Origin of the sequence: Kitasatospora sp. NPDC096140, from assembly GCF_040303045.1 — a bacterium.
Lineage (GTDB): Bacteria > Actinomycetota > Actinomycetes > Streptomycetales > Streptomycetaceae > Kitasatospora.
The window spans coordinates 1-17,861 of sequence record NZ_JBEOUW010000082.1 but is presented as its reverse complement, the minus strand read 5'-3'; the positions used below and the strand labels follow the sequence as shown (position 1 = coordinate 17,861).

Annotated in this window: 11 protein-coding genes and 1 pseudogene; 7 read left to right on the top strand and 5 right to left on the bottom strand. The window is 70.3% G+C overall.

What is annotated here, in order from left to right:
• Nucleotides 1-51 precede the first annotated feature (51 nt).
• Both ABT048_RS40630 and ABT048_RS40625 read right to left on the bottom strand, forming a co-directional pair.
• Nucleotides 52-1,686: a serine/threonine-protein kinase gene (locus ABT048_RS40630; protein WP_350526682.1), complete on the bottom strand. Its 1,635-nt coding sequence runs from the start codon at nucleotides 1,684-1,686 to the stop codon at nucleotides 52-54.
• A gap of 448 nt (nucleotides 1,687-2,134) precedes the next feature.
• Entirely contained in the window at nucleotides 2,135-2,623 is a 489-nt protein-coding gene (locus tag ABT048_RS40625) for a hypothetical protein (protein WP_350526681.1), read from the bottom strand.
• Between the two features lie 318 nt (nucleotides 2,624-2,941).
• Between ABT048_RS40625 and ABT048_RS40620 the strand changes: the two genes are divergently transcribed.
• On the top strand, nucleotides 2,942-3,652 hold the full coding sequence (locus tag ABT048_RS40620; RefSeq protein ID WP_350526680.1) for a hypothetical protein: 711 nt from the start codon (nucleotides 2,942-2,944) through the stop codon (nucleotides 3,650-3,652).
• Nucleotides 3,653-3,763: 111 nt separating this feature from the next.
• Here ABT048_RS40620 and ABT048_RS40615 read toward each other — a convergent pair.
• A pseudogene (locus ABT048_RS40615) lies at nucleotides 3,764-3,910 on the bottom strand (RidA family protein); the annotation flags it as partial.
• A gap of 184 nt (nucleotides 3,911-4,094) precedes the next feature.
• Here ABT048_RS40615 and ABT048_RS40610 point away from each other — a divergent pair.
• From ABT048_RS40610 to ABT048_RS40590, 5 genes are all read left to right on the top strand, one after another.
• Nucleotides 4,095-5,111, top strand: a complete 1,017-nt coding sequence (locus ABT048_RS40610) for a hypothetical protein (RefSeq protein ID WP_350526679.1) — start codon at nucleotides 4,095-4,097, stop codon at nucleotides 5,109-5,111.
• Between the two features lie 599 nt (nucleotides 5,112-5,710).
• Nucleotides 5,711-7,018, top strand: coding sequence for a hypothetical protein (locus ABT048_RS40605; protein ID WP_350526678.1), 1,308 nt, complete (start codon nucleotides 5,711-5,713; stop codon nucleotides 7,016-7,018).
• Nucleotides 7,019-7,759: 741 nt separating this feature from the next.
• Entirely contained in the window at nucleotides 7,760-8,860 is a 1,101-nt protein-coding gene (locus ABT048_RS40600; RefSeq protein WP_350526677.1) for a C40 family peptidase, read from the top strand.
• 1,110 nt (nucleotides 8,861-9,970) lie between these two features.
• The gene (locus tag ABT048_RS40595) at nucleotides 9,971-14,740 is read left to right on the top strand and encodes an RHS repeat-associated core domain-containing protein (protein WP_350526676.1); all 4,770 of its coding nucleotides are present in this window, start codon (nucleotides 9,971-9,973) and stop codon (nucleotides 14,738-14,740) included.
• A gap of 91 nt (nucleotides 14,741-14,831) precedes the next feature.
• Nucleotides 14,832-15,845, top strand: a complete 1,014-nt coding sequence (locus tag ABT048_RS40590) for a hypothetical protein (protein ID WP_350526675.1) — start codon at nucleotides 14,832-14,834, stop codon at nucleotides 15,843-15,845.
• Between the two features lie 480 nt (nucleotides 15,846-16,325).
• Here the strand turns inward: ABT048_RS40590 and ABT048_RS40585 are convergent, their stop codons facing one another.
• Nucleotides 16,326-16,658, bottom strand: a complete 333-nt coding sequence (locus ABT048_RS40585; protein WP_350526674.1) for a carboxymuconolactone decarboxylase family protein — start codon at nucleotides 16,656-16,658, stop codon at nucleotides 16,326-16,328.
• 203 nt (nucleotides 16,659-16,861) lie between these two features.
• Nucleotides 16,862-17,035: a hypothetical protein gene (locus ABT048_RS40580; RefSeq protein WP_350526673.1), complete on the bottom strand. Its 174-nt coding sequence runs from the start codon at nucleotides 17,033-17,035 to the stop codon at nucleotides 16,862-16,864.
• A gap of 352 nt (nucleotides 17,036-17,387) precedes the next feature.
• On the opposite strand from ABT048_RS40580, the gene ABT048_RS40575 reads away from it, so the two are divergent.
• Nucleotides 17,388-17,792 (top strand): polyprenyl synthetase family protein, encoded by a 405-nt coding sequence (locus tag ABT048_RS40575; RefSeq protein WP_350526672.1) that lies wholly within the window; start codon nucleotides 17,388-17,390, stop codon nucleotides 17,790-17,792.
• The last annotated feature ends 69 nt before the right edge of the window (nucleotides 17,793-17,861 follow it).

Sequence of the window (17,861 nt, the reverse complement as noted above, 5' to 3'; positions counted from 1 at the left end):
ACACGGACCCGGCCGCCACGAGATCCTGGAACCGAGTCCGCGCCGCGCGAGTCAAAGCCGGACAGTTGGGGGGAATCCCCTATCGAACACCCTCTTAGAGGACACATGGCCGCGGAGGAACAGGACCCGCAGTTCGGTCTTCGACCCGTACTCCTTGAGGTGCCCGCGCTTGTCGCGGACGAGTGCACCGTTCTTCTTTTGCGGCCTACCACCGACGACCTCGATCTCTTCGACGGAGGCCCAGTGGATCGTGAAGGAGGTCCGCTTCCGCAGCCTCCAGTACGGCTGACGTTGGATCGTGAACCCGTTCGCATCAGTCGTGATCACATCAGGTCCGGGACGACGCCCCAAGTAGGAGATATAACCGGTGAATAGGCTGAAGAGGCCGCAGATGACGCCGAGGGTGACGCCAATGGGTCTGGGGTCGTCTGAGCCGGGTGCCCAGTTGCCTGCGAAGCCGAGGAGTACCGAGCCTACGGCCAGCGCACCCATCATGATCGAGGCGAGTCCTGCTTGCCGTGCTTGCCCCGGGTCGTGCGCCGCCTTCACGTCTTGCTGACTCTTCGTCACGACGATTTCGGCGGAGACCGGGGCAGGTCGACGATCTGCCTCTTTCGGTGCTGCCCTCGGCCCGCTCGCGGTGGCGCTGCCTGCGACATCGCCCGATGGCGCGGGACGCAGTGTGGCGGGGCGCTTCTCGCTGGCGGCGTCCATGACGGTGTGGGGGTGCGTTTCAGGGTGACCGCTTCCGGCAGCCTCCGCGACTCGGGCAGCGAGGGCATGCAGCGCGTGGGTGCGTTGCCGGATCGCATCCCGGGCGCCGGTGATGCCCATCCAGGCCCCCGGGCTGAGGGTGCCGCCGAGTTCGGTCTCGCACCACGTCCACACGCGCTCGGCTGTCGGGCGCTGTTCGGGGTCCTTGTGGAGGCAGGCTGCGATCAGGCGGCGCAGCGGCTGCGCGAGGCCAGCCAGGTCCGGATTGTCGGCCACGATGCGGTGGGCGACGGCCCATTCGTTCTCTGCGGCGAACGCCTCGCGGCCGGTGGCCAGGAAGTGGAGGGTGGAGCCCAGGGCGAACACGTCGGACGATGGACCGACAGGGCGGCCAAGTGCTTGTTCGGGCGACATGTACAGCGGTGTGCCGATCCGGGTGGAGCTGCTCCTGTAGGTGGCGGACTGGGTGAAGGATTTGACGATGCCGAAGTCGATGACCTTCGGGCCGCTCTCGTCCAACATGATGTTGCCGGGCTTGAGGTCCCGGTGCACCACCCCAGCGGCGTGGATGTCGGCCAGAGCCTGGGCGATGCCCCAGGCCAGCAGCAGTACCTGATCCGTGGGTAGCGGCCCGTCGCTGGTCGCGAGGTCCCGCAGGGACGGGCCGGCCACATAACCCGTGGCCAGCCACGGTTGCTCACCTTCCGGGTCAGCGTCCAGCAGTGGCGCCAGGTGGGCGCCGCGGACCTTCTGTGCCGCGGCCACCTCCCGCGCGAATCTGAGGGTGAACTCCCTGTCGCCGGCGAACTCGCCGCGGATGACCTTCACCGCCGCCGGCTGCCCGCCTGGAGAGAGTGCGAGGAAGACCTGTCCCATCCCGCCCTCTCCCAGCCGCGCCACCAGCCGAAAGTCTCCAAAGCTCCCCGGATCTCCCGCCCGCAGCACCGGAAATCCGAACACAGCCCTTGACATGCAGCCTCCCCCATACCACCTGGACGCAGGACCCCACCCCGTCCTCTCGGTCACGCGCAGAGAACAGCAGACACGGGCTTCGTGCCGATGGCCGGATGGCTCTGATGCTCGCATCTGCCCCTCGATATCAACAAGGTCAAGGGCCCGGTCCTGCACGGCCGGGCGCCACAGCCAGACTCCGCTGGGCCTGTGACGCCCACCCACATCCGCACGCCACTGGCGAGCCTCAGAACCACAGCGCTGGTCTCCGCCACCACGTCCGCAGACCCCGCCGTCTGCTCACCACCTCCGCATCACGTGATGAAACCAGACAGATCAGCCCGCACGCGAAGCACCGCCGTCAGGGAAGAGAGGCCCGGACACCCCCGCCCACGGGGCACCTGGACAACCGCCAGGACCGGCCCCGAGGACATCTCGCGATGCCGACACAACCTCAAGTCGGGTCGCGTCAGCAATCCGGGCAGCCGGTTCGGACGGGCGGTTGCGGGAAGTCCTCCCGGCCCTCCAGCCAGCCGGTGAGCCGCTCGGACAAGGTGAACGGTTCGGGGAAGAGGGAGTGAGGCAGGCACGAGCCGTTCGGGTCCCAGCCCCACATCCGTCCCGTGGGAGTGCTGAAGTCGATGAGCGACCAGACCGCACACCCCCAGGTCAGCAGGGGTACTACCGGCGTCGGATAGGCCGCGCCGTAGCCCTCGCGCCACGCGAGACACGCCTCCAGCATGGGCGGTTCGTCCCGGTACTCGGTGAGGGACAGGGCAGCGCCCCAGCGGCCGAACCCGCCATCGGCGACTTCGAGGTAGATCCGCCTGAGCAGCGGCGGCATTCGGTGCCCCACCGCGGCTTCGAGCCCGACGACGGCTTCCACCGGCACCGGCACCGGCAGCCCTCCGGGCCGGGCCTGGTCACGGATCCTGTCGATGATCTCGTCGTCGGTCATACAGAAGTGGTACCAACCGCCACCGTCGATGCCCGCACAGGACCCGAACGAGAGAAACCGGGGAGGCGCAGCGCGGCGAGCCTGGCAGCCGGGCGGGCACGGCCCCGCAGGCCCCTCCAGGATGGCGCCTCCGCCAGGGCAAAAGACCACCGCCCGGTGCGGAGAGGGGCCCGAGGAGAGGAGGGGAGGTTGTTGTGACCATGTGCTACCTGATCGTGGCCTTGGGGGAACGGCGCTCGCCCGATGGCAGCGTCCAGGCGCCTCCGGGACCGGGTACCCGGGCGGTCACGTGCGGGTGAGGGCATGCAGAATGCGTCCATGCCTGACGAATACCGGCCCGGTGATGTGCTGATGCTGGAGTGCCCGTTCACCGAGACGACGGTCACCGAGGTCTCCCGCTCCTACGTCTCCGTGCGGTGGCCGTGGCTGGAGGTGGATCCGCAGGCCAGGAACATCAGGTGGAACGGGCAGCGGGCGCTTCCCACGCCCGACGCCGGGGAGTGGGAGATCTTCCGGACGCAACCCGCGGAGACCGTGCTGAGGCCGGGTGACACATGCGTCGTAGGGGTTCCCGCGACCGTGGTGCACGTCCAGGCGGTCTGTCACTTCGATCCGCCCCGGGTCACCGGCATGCTGCCGCGGCCCGCGTCCTACCTCGATCTCCTGCGGCAGGGTGACACCCATGACCCCGAGCTTGAGGATCAGACTTACGCGCTCGATCCGGCCGGCGGTGAACCGGTCCGCATCGAGCTGCTGTTCCGCCCGTACGCGTTCCTCGAACCAGGCGATGAGGTCGCCGACCGGAACGGGCGCCGCTGGCGGTTCGACGCGGCCTGGGACTGGCACCCCCTCGGCGGTGAGCCGTCGGGCACCCCGGCGTGGCCGTTGGCACTGCTCTCCCGCAATGGTGAGCCGACGCACGAGGACGCCACGGCGGTCGCCCGGGCCACGGCGGTCGGCAGCCACGCCCAGGAACTCGACCGGTGGACCGGACTCGCTATCGCGCCGCCGGCCGCCCGTCAGCAGTGACCACACCGGACCGGGACCGACACCGGGCCGGCAGCCGAGACGACGGCCAGGACAGCCGGACGCGGCGAGCCGACTCACCGGACCTGGTGAGTCGGCTCGGACTCGTCCGGGTCACACGGCCGTTCCCCGGTAGGCCTCGACCTCCACCTCGACCAGGACCCGGGAGTCCATGAAGCCCGAGACGACCACCAGGGTCACAGCCGGGCGCACCGCCCCGAAGATCTCCTTGTGGGCCCGGCTGACCGCGTCGACGTCCCGTGGGCGCCGGCGGCCCGGACGGCGGCCGGACAGCGGCTGCACCGCAGCCGTACGGCAGCCGCAGCCGAGCGGTCGGGCAGCGAGCCGAGCCGGGTGTCGCAACACCTGGCCGCCTGCCGCAACCAAGATCGGCACGCGCTCGTCCCACTGATGGCTCGAAGGCACCGAACGCCAGGGGGAAGCGATGGCCGCGGTCGAACCGCACAATCCGTACGCGGTCACTGCGCCGGGGCGCGCACCAGTTCGTCCGGCCTCGAACCGGCGCCGGCAAGTCGTCACCCTCGGTGCGGCCTGCGCCCTGCCGTCGTTGGTCTCGGTGGCCGTCGGCAGCGCCGTCCAGCACGTCGACCCCGGGGACAGCGGGAGCACCTGCGCGATCGTGCACCTGGTGGTGACCCTCGTGGCCGTCATACCCGCGTACTTCGTCAGCGTCCGAGCCCTGCAGCCGTCCGCCGCCCGGTGGCGCCGGCTGCTGGCACCCGTGCTGATGGCGCTCGACCTCGTGGCCACCCACGGGCTGGCCCTCCTGCTGCCCTTCCGCCCGGGCCTGCTGAGCGTGCTGGTGTTCGCCCTCCCGTCCTTCGCCCTGGCCGGCGCCGTGGTGCTGCGCTCACGCACCGCCCTGCCGGCGGCCGTCGGCACCCTGCTGGGCGTGTTCGTGCTCGCGTTCCCGCTGCGGGCGATGCAGCAGGAGGCGGGGGTCCAGGACCTGCTGCGCGGGGCAGGCGTCCCCTCCCGGTCCCTGATGCAACCGGTCCTCTTGGCGGATGTGGTGGTCACCGGAACCAGCTGGGACGGGCATCGGGCGGTCTTCGTGCTCAGCGACCAAGCGGACCTGGCCAACACGGGCGGAATCAGCGACGGCTTCGACAAGGCCGCGGTCGCAACGGTCTCCTTCGGCTACGGCGACCCCTGTGGCCGCCCCGTGCTGTCCGCGGTGGGTGAGAATCTCACCACCAGCCCCTTCACCCCCTGCCTGCCGGAGGCGGGTGGCCTGTGGTCCGACGGAGCGAACCGGTTCGTCCTGCAACGCGACGGCTTCACGATCACGCTGGCCACCGACGGCGGCGAGCTGGACACCCTCAGCGGGGGCGGCGCGGTGCGCCGGGCCGTCCTGGCGGCCCATCCCGCCACCGAATCCGAACTGCGCTCCCTGGAGGGCTGGTTCCCCTCCAGCTGGCTGGGCTGCTTGGTGCTCTGACACCCGGAGACGGGACGGTGCCGTCCACCGGGTCCCGGGCACCGTGCACCGGGCACCGCGCACCTTGCGCCGAGGCCCGCTCGGCGGTCCTGACCTGGGTAGTCAATCGTCGCTGACACCGACCACCGCCCGTCAACCTTCGGTGGCAATCGGCCGAGGTACGACACACGTCGTCTCTCCTCCCCTCGCTACCTCGAAGTGATCGAACTGGGGCATTTAATGAGGCTTTGTCCTGATTTTCCGTCAGGCATTCTGTCATGCCCGCGCCTTGTAGCGTGAGGGGCGCAGGGCATCTCGCTGTGAGGAGAGGTGAACTGCGGATGAGTGCTCGTACTCGCGGACAGGGCGATCTGCCGTGGTACCGGGTCGGCCGTCAGCGGCCCGTGGCCGTGTTCGACAGAGCCATGGCCGATGGGACGACCCCGACACCTACCGCCGGCGCGTCCGGCCGGGTCGGCTCGGGCGGACGACGTGGGGAGCGCGGTGTGGGAGTGGTATCGGTGGGGAGCGCGCTGCTGTCCGGTATGGCACTGCTGGCGGCCACGGCTCCGCCCGTGGCCGCCGCGCCGGCGGCCCCCGCGCCCGCGGAACCCATGCCAGTGCGGGCGCAGCGAGCCGATCCGTCGCAGACCTTCACCTTCACCGGCGCTCCGCAGACCCTGACGGTGCCGGCGGCGGCGGTGGTGACGATCACCGCGGACGGCGCCGGCGGCGCGGACAACACCGGCACCCCGTGTTCCGTCACGGGAACGGGCGGTACGGGCGCGCGGGTGGTGACCACCCTGCCGCAGACCACCGCCCCGACGACGTTCACCGTCAACGTCGGCGGCACCGGCGGCAAGGGCTGCAACGGCACCGGGACGGCGGGAGCCGGGGGGTTCAACGGCGGCGCGCCAGGTGGGGCCGGCGGATCCGGTGGCGCCGAAGGTCCGGGCGGGGGCGGGGCCTCCAGTGTCAGCGCGGGCGGCTCGCTGCTGGCGGTCGCCGGGGGCGGTGGTGGCGCCGGTGGCACCGGAGCGGGCTCTGCAGGGGGGAACGGGGGTGGCGGCGGAACGGCGGATGCCACCGGGGGTACCGCGGGAAGTTCCACCGGCTCCGGGGCTTCGCCGGGGCAGGGCGGGGGCGGGGGCAGCACCAGCGCGAGCACCGGTGGCGCCGACGGGGCGGCCGGCACCGCTGCGCCCTGCAACGCCGCCAACGGCGGGCCGGGAGGCGGGTTTGCCGGCGTCACGGTCGGCACCGGCGGCAACGGCGGCACCTTCGACGGTTTCTGCAACCCCACCACCAACGGTGCCGGTGGGGGCGGTGGCGGCGGGTACTTCGCCGGTGGGGGCGGCGGCAGCGCCGCCGTGGTCAACGGCATCTCGGCGGGCGGGGGTGGAGGTGGCGGGGGCAGCAGCTTCGCCACCCCCTCGGGCACCTCCACGTCCTACGCGCCGTCGACGGTCGGGACGGCGAACCACAACGGCCAGGTGACCATCTCCTACACGCTGCTCACCCCGTCCTTGACCATCGCCAAGACCCACGGCAAACACTTCACCCAGGGGCGGGACGGCACCTACACCATCACCGTCGGCAACGCCGCCGGTGCCGCCCCGACCGACGGCACCGCGGTCACCGTGTACGACACCCTTCCCGACGGGCTCAGGGCCGACAGCATCAGCGGCACGGGATGGAACTGCACCCTGATCAACCTCACCTGCACCCGTGACGACGTCCTTCCCGCCGGGAGCAGCTACCCGCCCATCACCCTCAAGGTCGACGTCTCCTGCGCCGCCCCGCGCGATGTCACCAACATCGCCACCGCCATCGGCGGCGGCGACTCCACCGGCCACATCGCCGCCGCCCCCACCAGGATCACGCGCCACGAGCACGACGAGCGCTGCGAGCGCCACGAGCACTGGTAACCCGACCGGCCCGAACCGACGGCGGGGCACGTCCACGAGGACGGCCCCGCCGTCAGGCATGCACCGCCGATCAGTGGCACCGGATGCGACAACCCGCCATTCCACTCCTCCGCATGTCGGCAGGTCACACCGTGCAAGCCCTTCGCCGCGTGGAGCCTCGTGTGGAGCACACGGTCCTCCCGCCACGGATCGCCGGGAGCGAAGGGCAACGCGGCCATCAGCCCCCGCTTGGTGGGGTGGGAAGCATCAGCGGGCCCGAGGCCTGTGCGGCACGCCGCCGTTGTAACCCCACCACGACAGGCACGGGCACTCACCCTTGAGCCGCCCGATCCCCGGCGCGCCCCACGCCCAACGGCCCCGCACTCCCACTACTGGGCCTGGTTCGGGCCACCCGGTGATCGGGCGGCCCGACCACCAGCCGCCTCAGGACGGGGGTGACGGCCGCGCCTCGACCGCCCGGCAGTCCCCTCGCCATGCTCGCCGAGGGCGCTGACACGATGGATATGTGATACGGCATCAGTGAACTCCGTCCCGGGCTCCCGGCTCCCGGCTCCCGGCAACAGCTCATCGGTAGACAGCGGCCGTCGGCTGCTCGCCACCGGGGATCCTCTCACTCCCGTCCCCATTGCTGTCCCACTCGTCCCACAGTGCGGGGAGACGGTGTTGATCGGTCGTCGGTTCTGCTCAGATGGGGTGATCCCTATCCACCCGCCGCCCGTCGGCGGATCCCCTGGAGGAACTTTGCGCTCTCCCGTCAACTCCCGGCCCCGGCACCGGACACCGGCGCGGCCCCGCCGCGCGGTTGCGCTGCTCCTCGTCTGCGCCGCCCTCGGCCTCGGCTCGGCGACCGGGGCCGCCGCCGATACCACCCCGCCGCCCGCGCTCAACCTCAACCACCCCTCGTGCCCTTCGGTCCTGTCCGCCGGCGAGTCCGACGGCTGCGTCACCGAGTTGCAGCACCAGCTCAACCTGCGCGGCGCGAACCTGACCGCCGACGGCTCCTTCGGCCCGGCCACCACCACCGCGGTGCAGAACTTCCAGACCTCCGCCGGGCTGGGCGTCGACGGCCAGGTCGGGCCCGCCACCAAGGGCGCGCTGTACGCGGTCTCGCTGACGCCGGTCACACTGACCTCACTCCGGTGCCCGGCGACCGTCCACGCGGGCCAGCGGGACGGCTGCGTGACCGAGCTGCAGAACCTGCTCAACGCGCACGGCGCGAACCTGACCGCCGACGGTTCCTTCGGCCCGGCCACCACCACGGCCGTGAAGAACTACCAGGCCTCCGCCGGACTCGCCGCCGACGGCTACGTCGGCCCCGCGACCAAGGCCTCGCTGTACAACCTCCCCGCCCCGGTGACCCCGCCCTCCCAGGGCTCCGGCCTGTACGCGTCGGTCGTCAGCCTCGCGCAGAACGCCACCCAGCAGTACATCCCCTACGCCTGGGGCGGCGGCAAGGACTCGACCCCAGGGCCCACGTACGGAAACTGCGCCCTCTACACCGGCGCGATCAACCCGTGCCCGGCCGGCAACACCGTAGGCCTGGACTGCTCGGGATTCACCCGCTGGATCTACTGGCAGGCCGGCGCCGGCGACATCGGTCTGGCGACGGACAACCAGATCGCCAACCGCCGGTTCCACATGGTCGACCAGTCCCAGGCCATCCCCGGTGACCTGGTGTTCTTCGGCGCCGACGCGAACTCCCCGGAGCACGTCGGCATCTACACCGGGAACGTCGACGGGGTGCCGATGATGATCAACGCGCCCTTCACCGGCGCCTACACGCGCTCGGACCCGGTCAGCATGGCGTCCGACCTGATCGGCTACTACCACTACGCGCTCTGACACCAGGCCTCTTCGGTCTCCCATGAGCCCTGCCGGACGTCCGGGCGGGCTGTCATCACGCTGTCGTCGGTGACAGCCCGTCCGGCGGCAACCGGGTTCCCAAGCTCCACCTCCACGCCCGCGACCGGCACGTCGCCGGAATGCTCGCCACCGTCCCGGCCGGGGCCGCCCGGCTGGAGGACCTGGAGACCGACGGGTACGACGGGTACGACGGGTACGACGCCCAAGCCTGGTGGCCGCTGAACGATCCCGACGCCGACGCCACTGACGGGATGACGCCGACCCGAGGCCAATTCGGCGCGCAGGACCTCGACGGCCTCGTCCGCACGCCCGGCCCGCCCTCGCGGACGCCGTCGGCCCTGTCGGCGTCCACGAGGCGCTGCCGAGGCACGCGACCGCCCGCACCGGCACGGCACGACACGGGTGCGGGCGATGGCTGGATGAATGACTCCGACTGGCACACCAGGCGGCTGTACCGCCCGGTGCTTTCCGGTGTACGACCGCCCTGGGCCGGCGGCGGGCGGTGGTCGGCGCTTCCCCATCGGTGATCCCGGGTGAATTGCTGGCCATGGGGCTCGCGACTCGATATCCACGACGCACCGAGTGACCCGGTCCCGACCGCAACGGCTCTTGTACCGGCGGTCAGTCTCGGCTGAATCCCTTGATCGTTCGGGCCGGAACCAGAATGGTCGGGCCCTCGCCGGGCCACCGGAACCAGCCAATCCGCGCGTTCCAGCGGTGCGGAGGGCGACGGTGAGGCACTCTGGGGAGAGCCGCTCGGGTCGCATGCGGAGCTCGGAGTCCGTATGCGGAGCCCGTCTGTGGTGTCCTGCGGATGCGTGCCCATGGGGAGCGGGCGCGGGAAGCCGCAATTTCGGCACGGTCGATCTCTCTGCTGTCTGTCTCTATCGGGGGCCCAGTATGAGTTCAGCACCGTCGTTCTTCACACACGCCGGGAACTTCGTGAGCGCGGTGACGGGGGGTGTGGATCCCCGTACGGGATTGTTCAGCGTCCAGGTCGCGTTGGGGAATCTGGTCGGCAATCGAAACCTCGGGCCGTCGTTGCCGTTGGTCCTGGGTTACTCGCCGCTCAGCCGTGCCGATATCGGCTTGGGGCAGGGGGTCACGCTGGGGCTGACCTCCTATGACACGGACGCCCGGCTGTTGGCGCTGTCCTCCGGCGAGCGGTACAAGACCCAGGAGGCCGGCGGGAACGTCAACCTGCAGCAGAGGAAGCTCGACACGGTCCGTGTCACGAAGGACTCGGACTCCTACCGTGTCGTGCACAAGTCCGGCGATGTGGAGATCCTGGCCGGGCCCAGGAAGGGGTTCAGCCTCAAGGTGCCCACCGCCTTGCTGACGCCCACCGGTCATTCCCTGGCCCTGAGCTGGGATTTCACGACCGGTCCGCAGCCGCGTCTCCTGGAGGTCAGGGACGAGACCGACACGCTGCTCACCGTCGACTACGTCGGCAAGAGCAAGGCCACCTTGAACGTGCTGCCCGGGCAGTCCGAGGGCTACGGCGTGGAGCTGCGGTTCCGGAACGGCCTGCTGGCCGGTGTGCGGCATGACGGCCTGGGTGCGGACGCACCGCTGGTCTGGGACTTCACCTCCGATTCCGTGGGACTGCAGGGGGTGTGGGGTTCGTGGATCACCGGGGTGAGCTCGCCGGGCGGGATGTCCGAGACGGTCTACTACCCTCAGGACGGGTCGGGCCACCAGTTCCCGGCCTCCGCCGGTCTTCCGGCGCTGCCCCGTGTGACGCGCTACGTCCGGCGTCCGGGCGGCGGGCAGCCGCAGATCGAGATCGACTACAGCTATACGGAGAGGAACTTCCTCGGCGGCCACTCAGGTGCGGCGTGGGATCCCGACCGGGACAATCTCTACGGGGTGCTGACCAGTTATTCGTACGGTTCCACCGAGTCCCGGACCTGCGACGGCCGGACCACGGAAACGGTCCGGAGCTACAACCAGTACCACGTGCAGACAAGCGAGGAGACACGGCAGAACGGTTGCTCCCGGAAGGTCGAGACCGACTACTACGCGTCGGTCGGCACGCCGTTCGACCGGCAGCCGGCGCAGTTCCAGCTTCCGAGGAGCCGGACGGTCACCTGGACCGACCCCCGGCACAACGCGCGCTCCGAGACCACCGAGACGGCCTTCGACGACGCGGGCAACCCCCAGAGCCAGGTCGATCCTGACGGCACCCGGACCGAGTGGACCTACTACCCGGCGAGTGGAAGCGGCTCCGACTGCCCGCCCGAGCCCAACGGCTTCACCCGGCTGCTCCGGTCGGTCACCCGCACGCCCCCGAAGACCGGGTTCGACACGCCCGTCCACAAGGTGACGTACGGGTACCTCCAGCTCCGGGCCACAGCAGATCCGCGGGTGAGCGCCGCGGTGTTGAAGTCCGGCGAACAGCACTACGCCGACGGCCGGCTCCTCTCGGCGAGGACGTTCGCCTACAGCGCCACGGGAACGGAACTGGCCCGCCTGACCCGCCTGGTGGAGACCGAGTACCCCAGCGGCGGCAACGGTCCGGCGTACGCCGCCACCCACGACTTCGCCTTCTCGGTGGAACAGGACGCGCTGGTCCAGCGGCACACGCTGACGAGCCACGACGACCTCACGCTCACGCGGTCACAGACGCGCTCGCGCTTCACCGGGCGTCTGTTGACCACCACCGACCCGCACAGCAACACCGAGACCATGACCTACGATCTTCTCGGCCGCATGACCGCCCGCACCCGGAACGCCGACGATCCCCGGTACCGGGCGACGGACACCGTCACGTACGAGACGGGCGGCAGCGCCCCGTTCGTCGTGACGTCCACCGACGCGGTGGGCAACGCGCTGCGCGAGAGCCTCGACGGCCTGGGCCGGCCGATCCGCTACGAGCGCAAGGACACCGACGGCGACGGCACCTGGTACACCGTCCGGACGCTCGGCTACGACGAGCAGGGCCGCCTGTCGTCGGTGACCGAAGCGGACCAGGTCCGCGGCGGCGGGCCGCTCCAGCTGACCCAGTCCTACAGCTACGACGACTGGGGTCAGGTGTCGGTCACGACCTCCGGCGACGGCGCCCGCCACCGCGTCGTGACCGACCCGATCCAGCAGACCACCACCACCCAGCTGCTCGACCCCGGCACCCCCGTCACCGGGACACAGGTGACGACCTACAACACGCGGCGAGAGCCGGTGAGCGTGGCACGGTTCGACCTGCAGGGCGAGCCCGCGGGGGCCAGCGAACTGCAGCGCGACGGCTGGGGCCGAGTGCGCAGCGCGACCGACGAACTGGGCAACACCACGCGCTACGACTACGACGACCGGGGCCGGCCGACGACCACCACGCTCCCCGACGGCACGACGATCACCCGCACCTACGCACCGTCGTCCCCCGCCGAACTGATCGAGACGATCGCGCTCAACCGGACCTCCTACGGCACACAGAGCTTCGACGGCCTGGGCCGGATCACCGCCAGCACCTCGGGCGGACGCACCTGGACCCACCGCTACGCCTCGCCCGAAGACCCCCTTCCGGCCTCGGTCACAGCCCCCGACCAGCAGACCACCAGCTACGAGTACATCCCCCAGCTCGACCACGCCCTGGCCCGGGTCCAGGCCGGCGCGATCACCCAGCGGTACACCCGTGACCCGGTGACCGGCTACCTGACCACCGCCCGCGAGGGCGAGGTCACGATCACCCGCGACCACTACCCCTCGGGCCTGCCGCGCACCGAGACCACCGCGCTCGCCGGCCAGGCTGACCGCGGCACGCAGTGGACCTACACCGTGGGCGGCCTGGCGCAGACCTACACCGGAGTGGACGGCGCCACCGAGACCGTCAGCCGGGACGACTTCGGCCGGGTCACCCGGATCGACGACCCGGCCACCCAGGTGACGCTGACCTACGACAGCGCCGGCCGCCTGACCCGGTGGACGGCCGAGGACAAGCAGTCCCGGCACACGCTGACGACGGCGCTGGAGCTGGACGACTTCGGCCGCGAGGTGAAACGCACGGTCACCGACAGCCAGGGCACCACATGGACGCTGACACAGCGCCGGCAGCCGAACGGCCTGCTCAGCGGAAGGACCCTCACACGCGGAGCAGAGCCGCTGCGGGACGAATCCTTCTCCTACAGCAGCCGCAACCAACTCCTCACCTACACCTGCGCCGGAGACTCGCCCCCCGAGGACGACCGCGGCAACCCGGTCACCCGGCAGACGTTCACGTACGACGCCTACGGCAACGTCACCCGCTGCGACAGCACCTTCTCCTCGGGGTCGGACACGGCGACCTACCTGTACGGGAACCGGGCCGACCCCTGCCAGCTGACCGGCGTCCGCCACACCCACGCCTCGTTCCCTGCCACGACCGACCTGCGCTACGACCTCGCCGGGCGCCTGACCACCGACGACGCCGGGCGCGCCCTCACCTACGACGCCCTGGGCCGTCTGCGGACGGCGGGCGCTGCCGCCGGCTACGGATACGACCCGCTGGACCGGCTGCTGACCCAGACGACGGACGGGACCACCAGCACGCTGTACTACCGCCAAGGGCAGCTCGCGACCGTGATCGCCGGTGACCGGGCGACGCGGCTCCTGCTGCTCGGCCCGCAGTGCGTGGCCCAGCACCGCACCGCGGCGGGCCAGGACGAGACCCTGCTCCTGGGCACGGACGCCAAGGGCACCGTGCTGGTGTCGACCGCGGGTCACAACCCACGGGAACTCGCCCACACCGCCTACGGCGCCCGCCCGGTCGGGGAGACGGGCAGCGTCCTCGGGTACGACGGCCAGCGGACCGACCCGGCCACCGGCTGGTACCACCTCGGCAACGGCTACCGCGCCTACCACCCCGCCCTCATGCGGTTCAACGCCCCCGACTCCCTCAGCCCCTTCGGCGCGGGCGGCATCAACCCCTACGCCTACTGCGCCGGCGACCCCGTCAACCGGACCGACCCCACCGGGCACCTCAGCTGGATGGCGTGGCTGGGCATCGGGATGGGTGTGCTGGGCGTGGGCCTGGCCGTGTTCACCGCCGGCGCCTCCATCGCGGCGGCCGGCGGCGTCATGGCCGCCTTGAGCGCCGCCTCCACCGTCGAACTCGCCGTCGGCGCGGTGGGCGTCGTCTCCGACGTCACCTCCATCGCCGGCGGGGCACTGGAAGAGGCATCCCCCAAGGCGTCCTCGATCCTCGGATGGGTCTCCCTCGGCACCGGCCTGGCCGGTGCCGGAATCGGCACCGCCGCCGCACGAGGCTCCTCCCGGCTGGCCGCACAGGGAACGGCGGAGACCGCACAGGGAGCGGCAGAGGCCGCACGGGCCACCGAGGACGTCACCTCGGAAACCCGCACCTACAGCCTCACCGAGCACTACCCGGCCCAGAAGGACAACCTGGTCCTGACAGGGAACGGCGGCCGACGGGCCGGCGGTGGGACGGGCGCGCGGGGTGCCCGCTGGCCTTGGCGGCCCAGGCCCACCCGGGACGCAGCAGCTGACCGGCGGATGTATCACTACACGAACGCGCAGGGACAGCAAGGAATCATCGACAGTGGCACGCTGAACGCATCGACGATGAACCGCCATGCGCGGTACGGCCACGGGCAGTATCTGACGGACCACGCGCAAGGAGGCATCGTCGAGGACGCCAGGAAGGGCGTCGACTGGCGCGTCGCCAAGGACGAGGCCGACAGCGCGACCTCACAGATCCTCGTGCTGAACCCCGACGAGGGCGCCCGGTTCAGCCACTGGCTGGAGATCGACGTACGCGGTCTGGAAGGCCTTCGCGTTGCTGCGGACCGGCCACAGGTATTCCTGATCCCCAATGAACGCCCCCTCGACCTGACGGGCCGTATCAGGGGCTGGTGGGCACCGCTGTGACATCACACGTGACGCGACGGAGACGGCCGGGACCTCCCATCGTCGGGCGCCGCACACTCTGCACCACCTCACACGAACGAAGGGGACGGAAATGGCAACGTGGACGGGCGTGTCGCACCTCTCGGTGACGCTCACGAGCGGCGATCAGAACTGCGCGATCTATGCGAACGGGCTGAACAGGATCGGCGTGACGATCAGCATCACGCCGACCGACGAATGCGGAGACCTGATCGAGGTCGACCCCCAGCACCTGGTCTCCAATCTGTGGCTCATCGACTACATCGACGAGTCGAAACTCCACTGGAACGGCAAGTCGGGCTGGTCCTACACGGACACCGAGAACGAGTTCACCGCCATCCCCGGCGGAGCGGGCGAGCGTGCCGAAGTCGCCACCGGAGGCAACGGAGCCCAGCACGTCACGTTCTACGTCTATTGCTCACCCGGAGTGACCAAAAAGTCGATCAGCGTTCTGGTCAGGACCGACTCGGAGGACGGTGACACCTTCAGCACCTCCAAGGACGGGGCGTACCCGAGCCAGGTTGTGATCAATCCTCGGGCAGCCGCGACCTACACGAAGGACAACATCAGCTGGGACTACTCGCGCACGTCGACCGACGAAGAGAACAACACGCGGTACGTAACGACTCGCGCCTGGAACTACTACCTGTCCCTGAAGGAACCGGACAACTACTTCGTCACCTTCCGGGTGCACGGCCACTTCAGTGATTCCGGTTACGACGGTCTCTTCTCGGCCCACATCCCCGCCGACAATGACCGCGGGAACTTCTACGGCGGTTACGTCTGGTACAGCGAGCCGCACAACTACAGCACCGGGCAGATCGTCAATTTCCCCGAGGGGAACCACTGGTGGGACACCGCTGCGATCTACGACAGGTCGTATCCCGAGCAGTACCTGTGCTTCACATGGGTGCACTCCACCACCAGCGGCGACGGTTGGCACATCCCCAACGGGCCGATCACCAACTGGCACGTCTACTACACTCCGAGGATCGTCGCGTGGGACCGGTACGGCAACACGGGCACGTTCTGGGTGGACGGGGACGAGATCACCAAGGGGCTCAACCTCACCGACTACCAACCGTAGTCACAGGGCGAACGCACAACCCGTGCAGCGTGCGTCCGCGCAGGTGAGTCGACGGCCGGTGGGGTGGGCCGGCACCTGGGGGCCGCCGAACGGCGCAGGACCAGCGGGAACTTCCCCGTCAAAGACCCCGGGAATCATTGCGGGAAACTCGAAGACATCTGGGCGCTGTGCGTCGGAACGACCGGAAAACCAAGCTGACCGGCACCGCCAGAAAGGTGGAGGTGATCGCGGCAACCACGGTAAGTGACAGGCGGTCTGGCAGGGGCGACTCCTCATCGGCCCTGCCAGACCGCAGTACGACGAGACGCTACGCATCCGGCAGTGCCGGGCGCGCCGTCATGACCTGCGCTCCCCAGCGCCGCTCCGCCGCCGGGCACCGCCACCTGACCCGGCGCTGGTGCGAACCGCCGACAGCGCGCCGCCCCTCCTACAGGCCGCTACCTGTCGAATCGTCGAAGCCGCAGAGACACATGCCACGGTCTACATGGGGCGCTGGCTTTCGATGCTCGCATCAGCCACGGCGATGGCGACCCCGAGCGCCTCGGTGATGTGGGTCGCGGCCGACATCACCCGGGCGGTACCGACGATCGGCGCGATCGCCACCAGCACGTCCTGCAGCTGGGCCGCGGTCATGTGCTCGCGCATCGCCGGCTCCAGGTGCGCGAGGTAGGAGACAGCGGGAGCGTCCATCGCAGCCAGCGCCGCGATCCGGGTGAGGATGAGCATGTCGGGCGCCAGACCGCACCGCTCGATCGAGTCAGCGGTCATGGCCATGAGAGTGTCGAGAACGGGCGTCTCGGAGGTGGTGGACATGGTTCCGTCTCCAGATGTCGTTCGGCTCGGCCTGCGTCGTACGCCCAGACCGGGGCACCCGTAGCGCCCGGTCCGACCGTAGGCAACCAGCGGACCGCTCGCACGGGCGGTGAGCCGCCCGAGTGGACCGCCCAGGAACCGACCCGGGCACCTCCCGCGTGCTGGTGGATCTCTGCGTGCTCCCTTCCGGCAGAGCGAGGTGCCTAGAGGAGCGCGGCAGTGGCCTTCCTCTTCTGCTGCTCCGGGTGCTTCTCGTGGCAGGGCCGGCAGAGGCCGCCCGGGCGGCGGGTCCGCTCCATCTGTCCCTCGGGGCTGTACTCCCGGCTGCCGGCCTGCTCGGGCACGTTGCCGCAGTCGGCGCAGGCCGGGGTCTGCATCAGGTCGCGGGGGCCTGCTCGGCCTTCCTCTCCCTCGCCTTCTGGCGCTCGCCGTACACGGCGCGGGTGTCCGGGCTCTCCGGCGCGTCCAGCGGGGAGTGCCGGCCTTCACGGCCGTTCCGCCACCACACCGGCCCGAGCGGCCTGGACGGACCCCGTAGGCTCGCCTGGGTGCGGTGGATCTGTGGGGTGGCGGCTGAGTCTCCGGACTCGGCCGTGCGGGGAGGTTGGGGGGTGGGTGTTGGCGGAGCGTGCGGGATCGCGTGCCGAATCGGTCCTGGGGTGGGCAGCTGCCTCCTGCGACGCGCAGTTGCGTCGTTGGGTTGCGGGGTTGGAGGGCGCGGTCGGGGAAGTGGCTGCGTACCAGTTCGGGTTGTCCGGTGGCGGGTCTTCGGATCTGCGGCATGGTGGCAAGCACGTACGGGCGGCGTTGACGCTCACCTGTGCCCGGGCGGTGGGGGGAGACCCGGATCGGGCGGCTCCCGCCGCGGTGGTGGTGGAGATGGTCCACAACCTGTCGCTGTTGTACGACGACGTCCTGGATGGCGATGTGGTGCGCCGTCACCGGGCGTCCGCCTGGCAGGTGTTCGGCCCGGCCGCCGCGACCCGGTCGGCCGATGCGCTGCTGATGCTGGCGTTCGAGATACTCAACGAGTCCGACACGCCCGACCCCGTCGCGCGTGAGGCGTCAACGAACCTGCTGGACACGCTGATTCAGCTGGCAGTGGGTGAGAAGCGATTCCCAAATCGAAGGTAGGGTCACGTTTTCCCTGGTGAGGCGTGTGGTTGCCGCTCGGTAGGCATGCTCGGACCGCTGTGTTGGTGC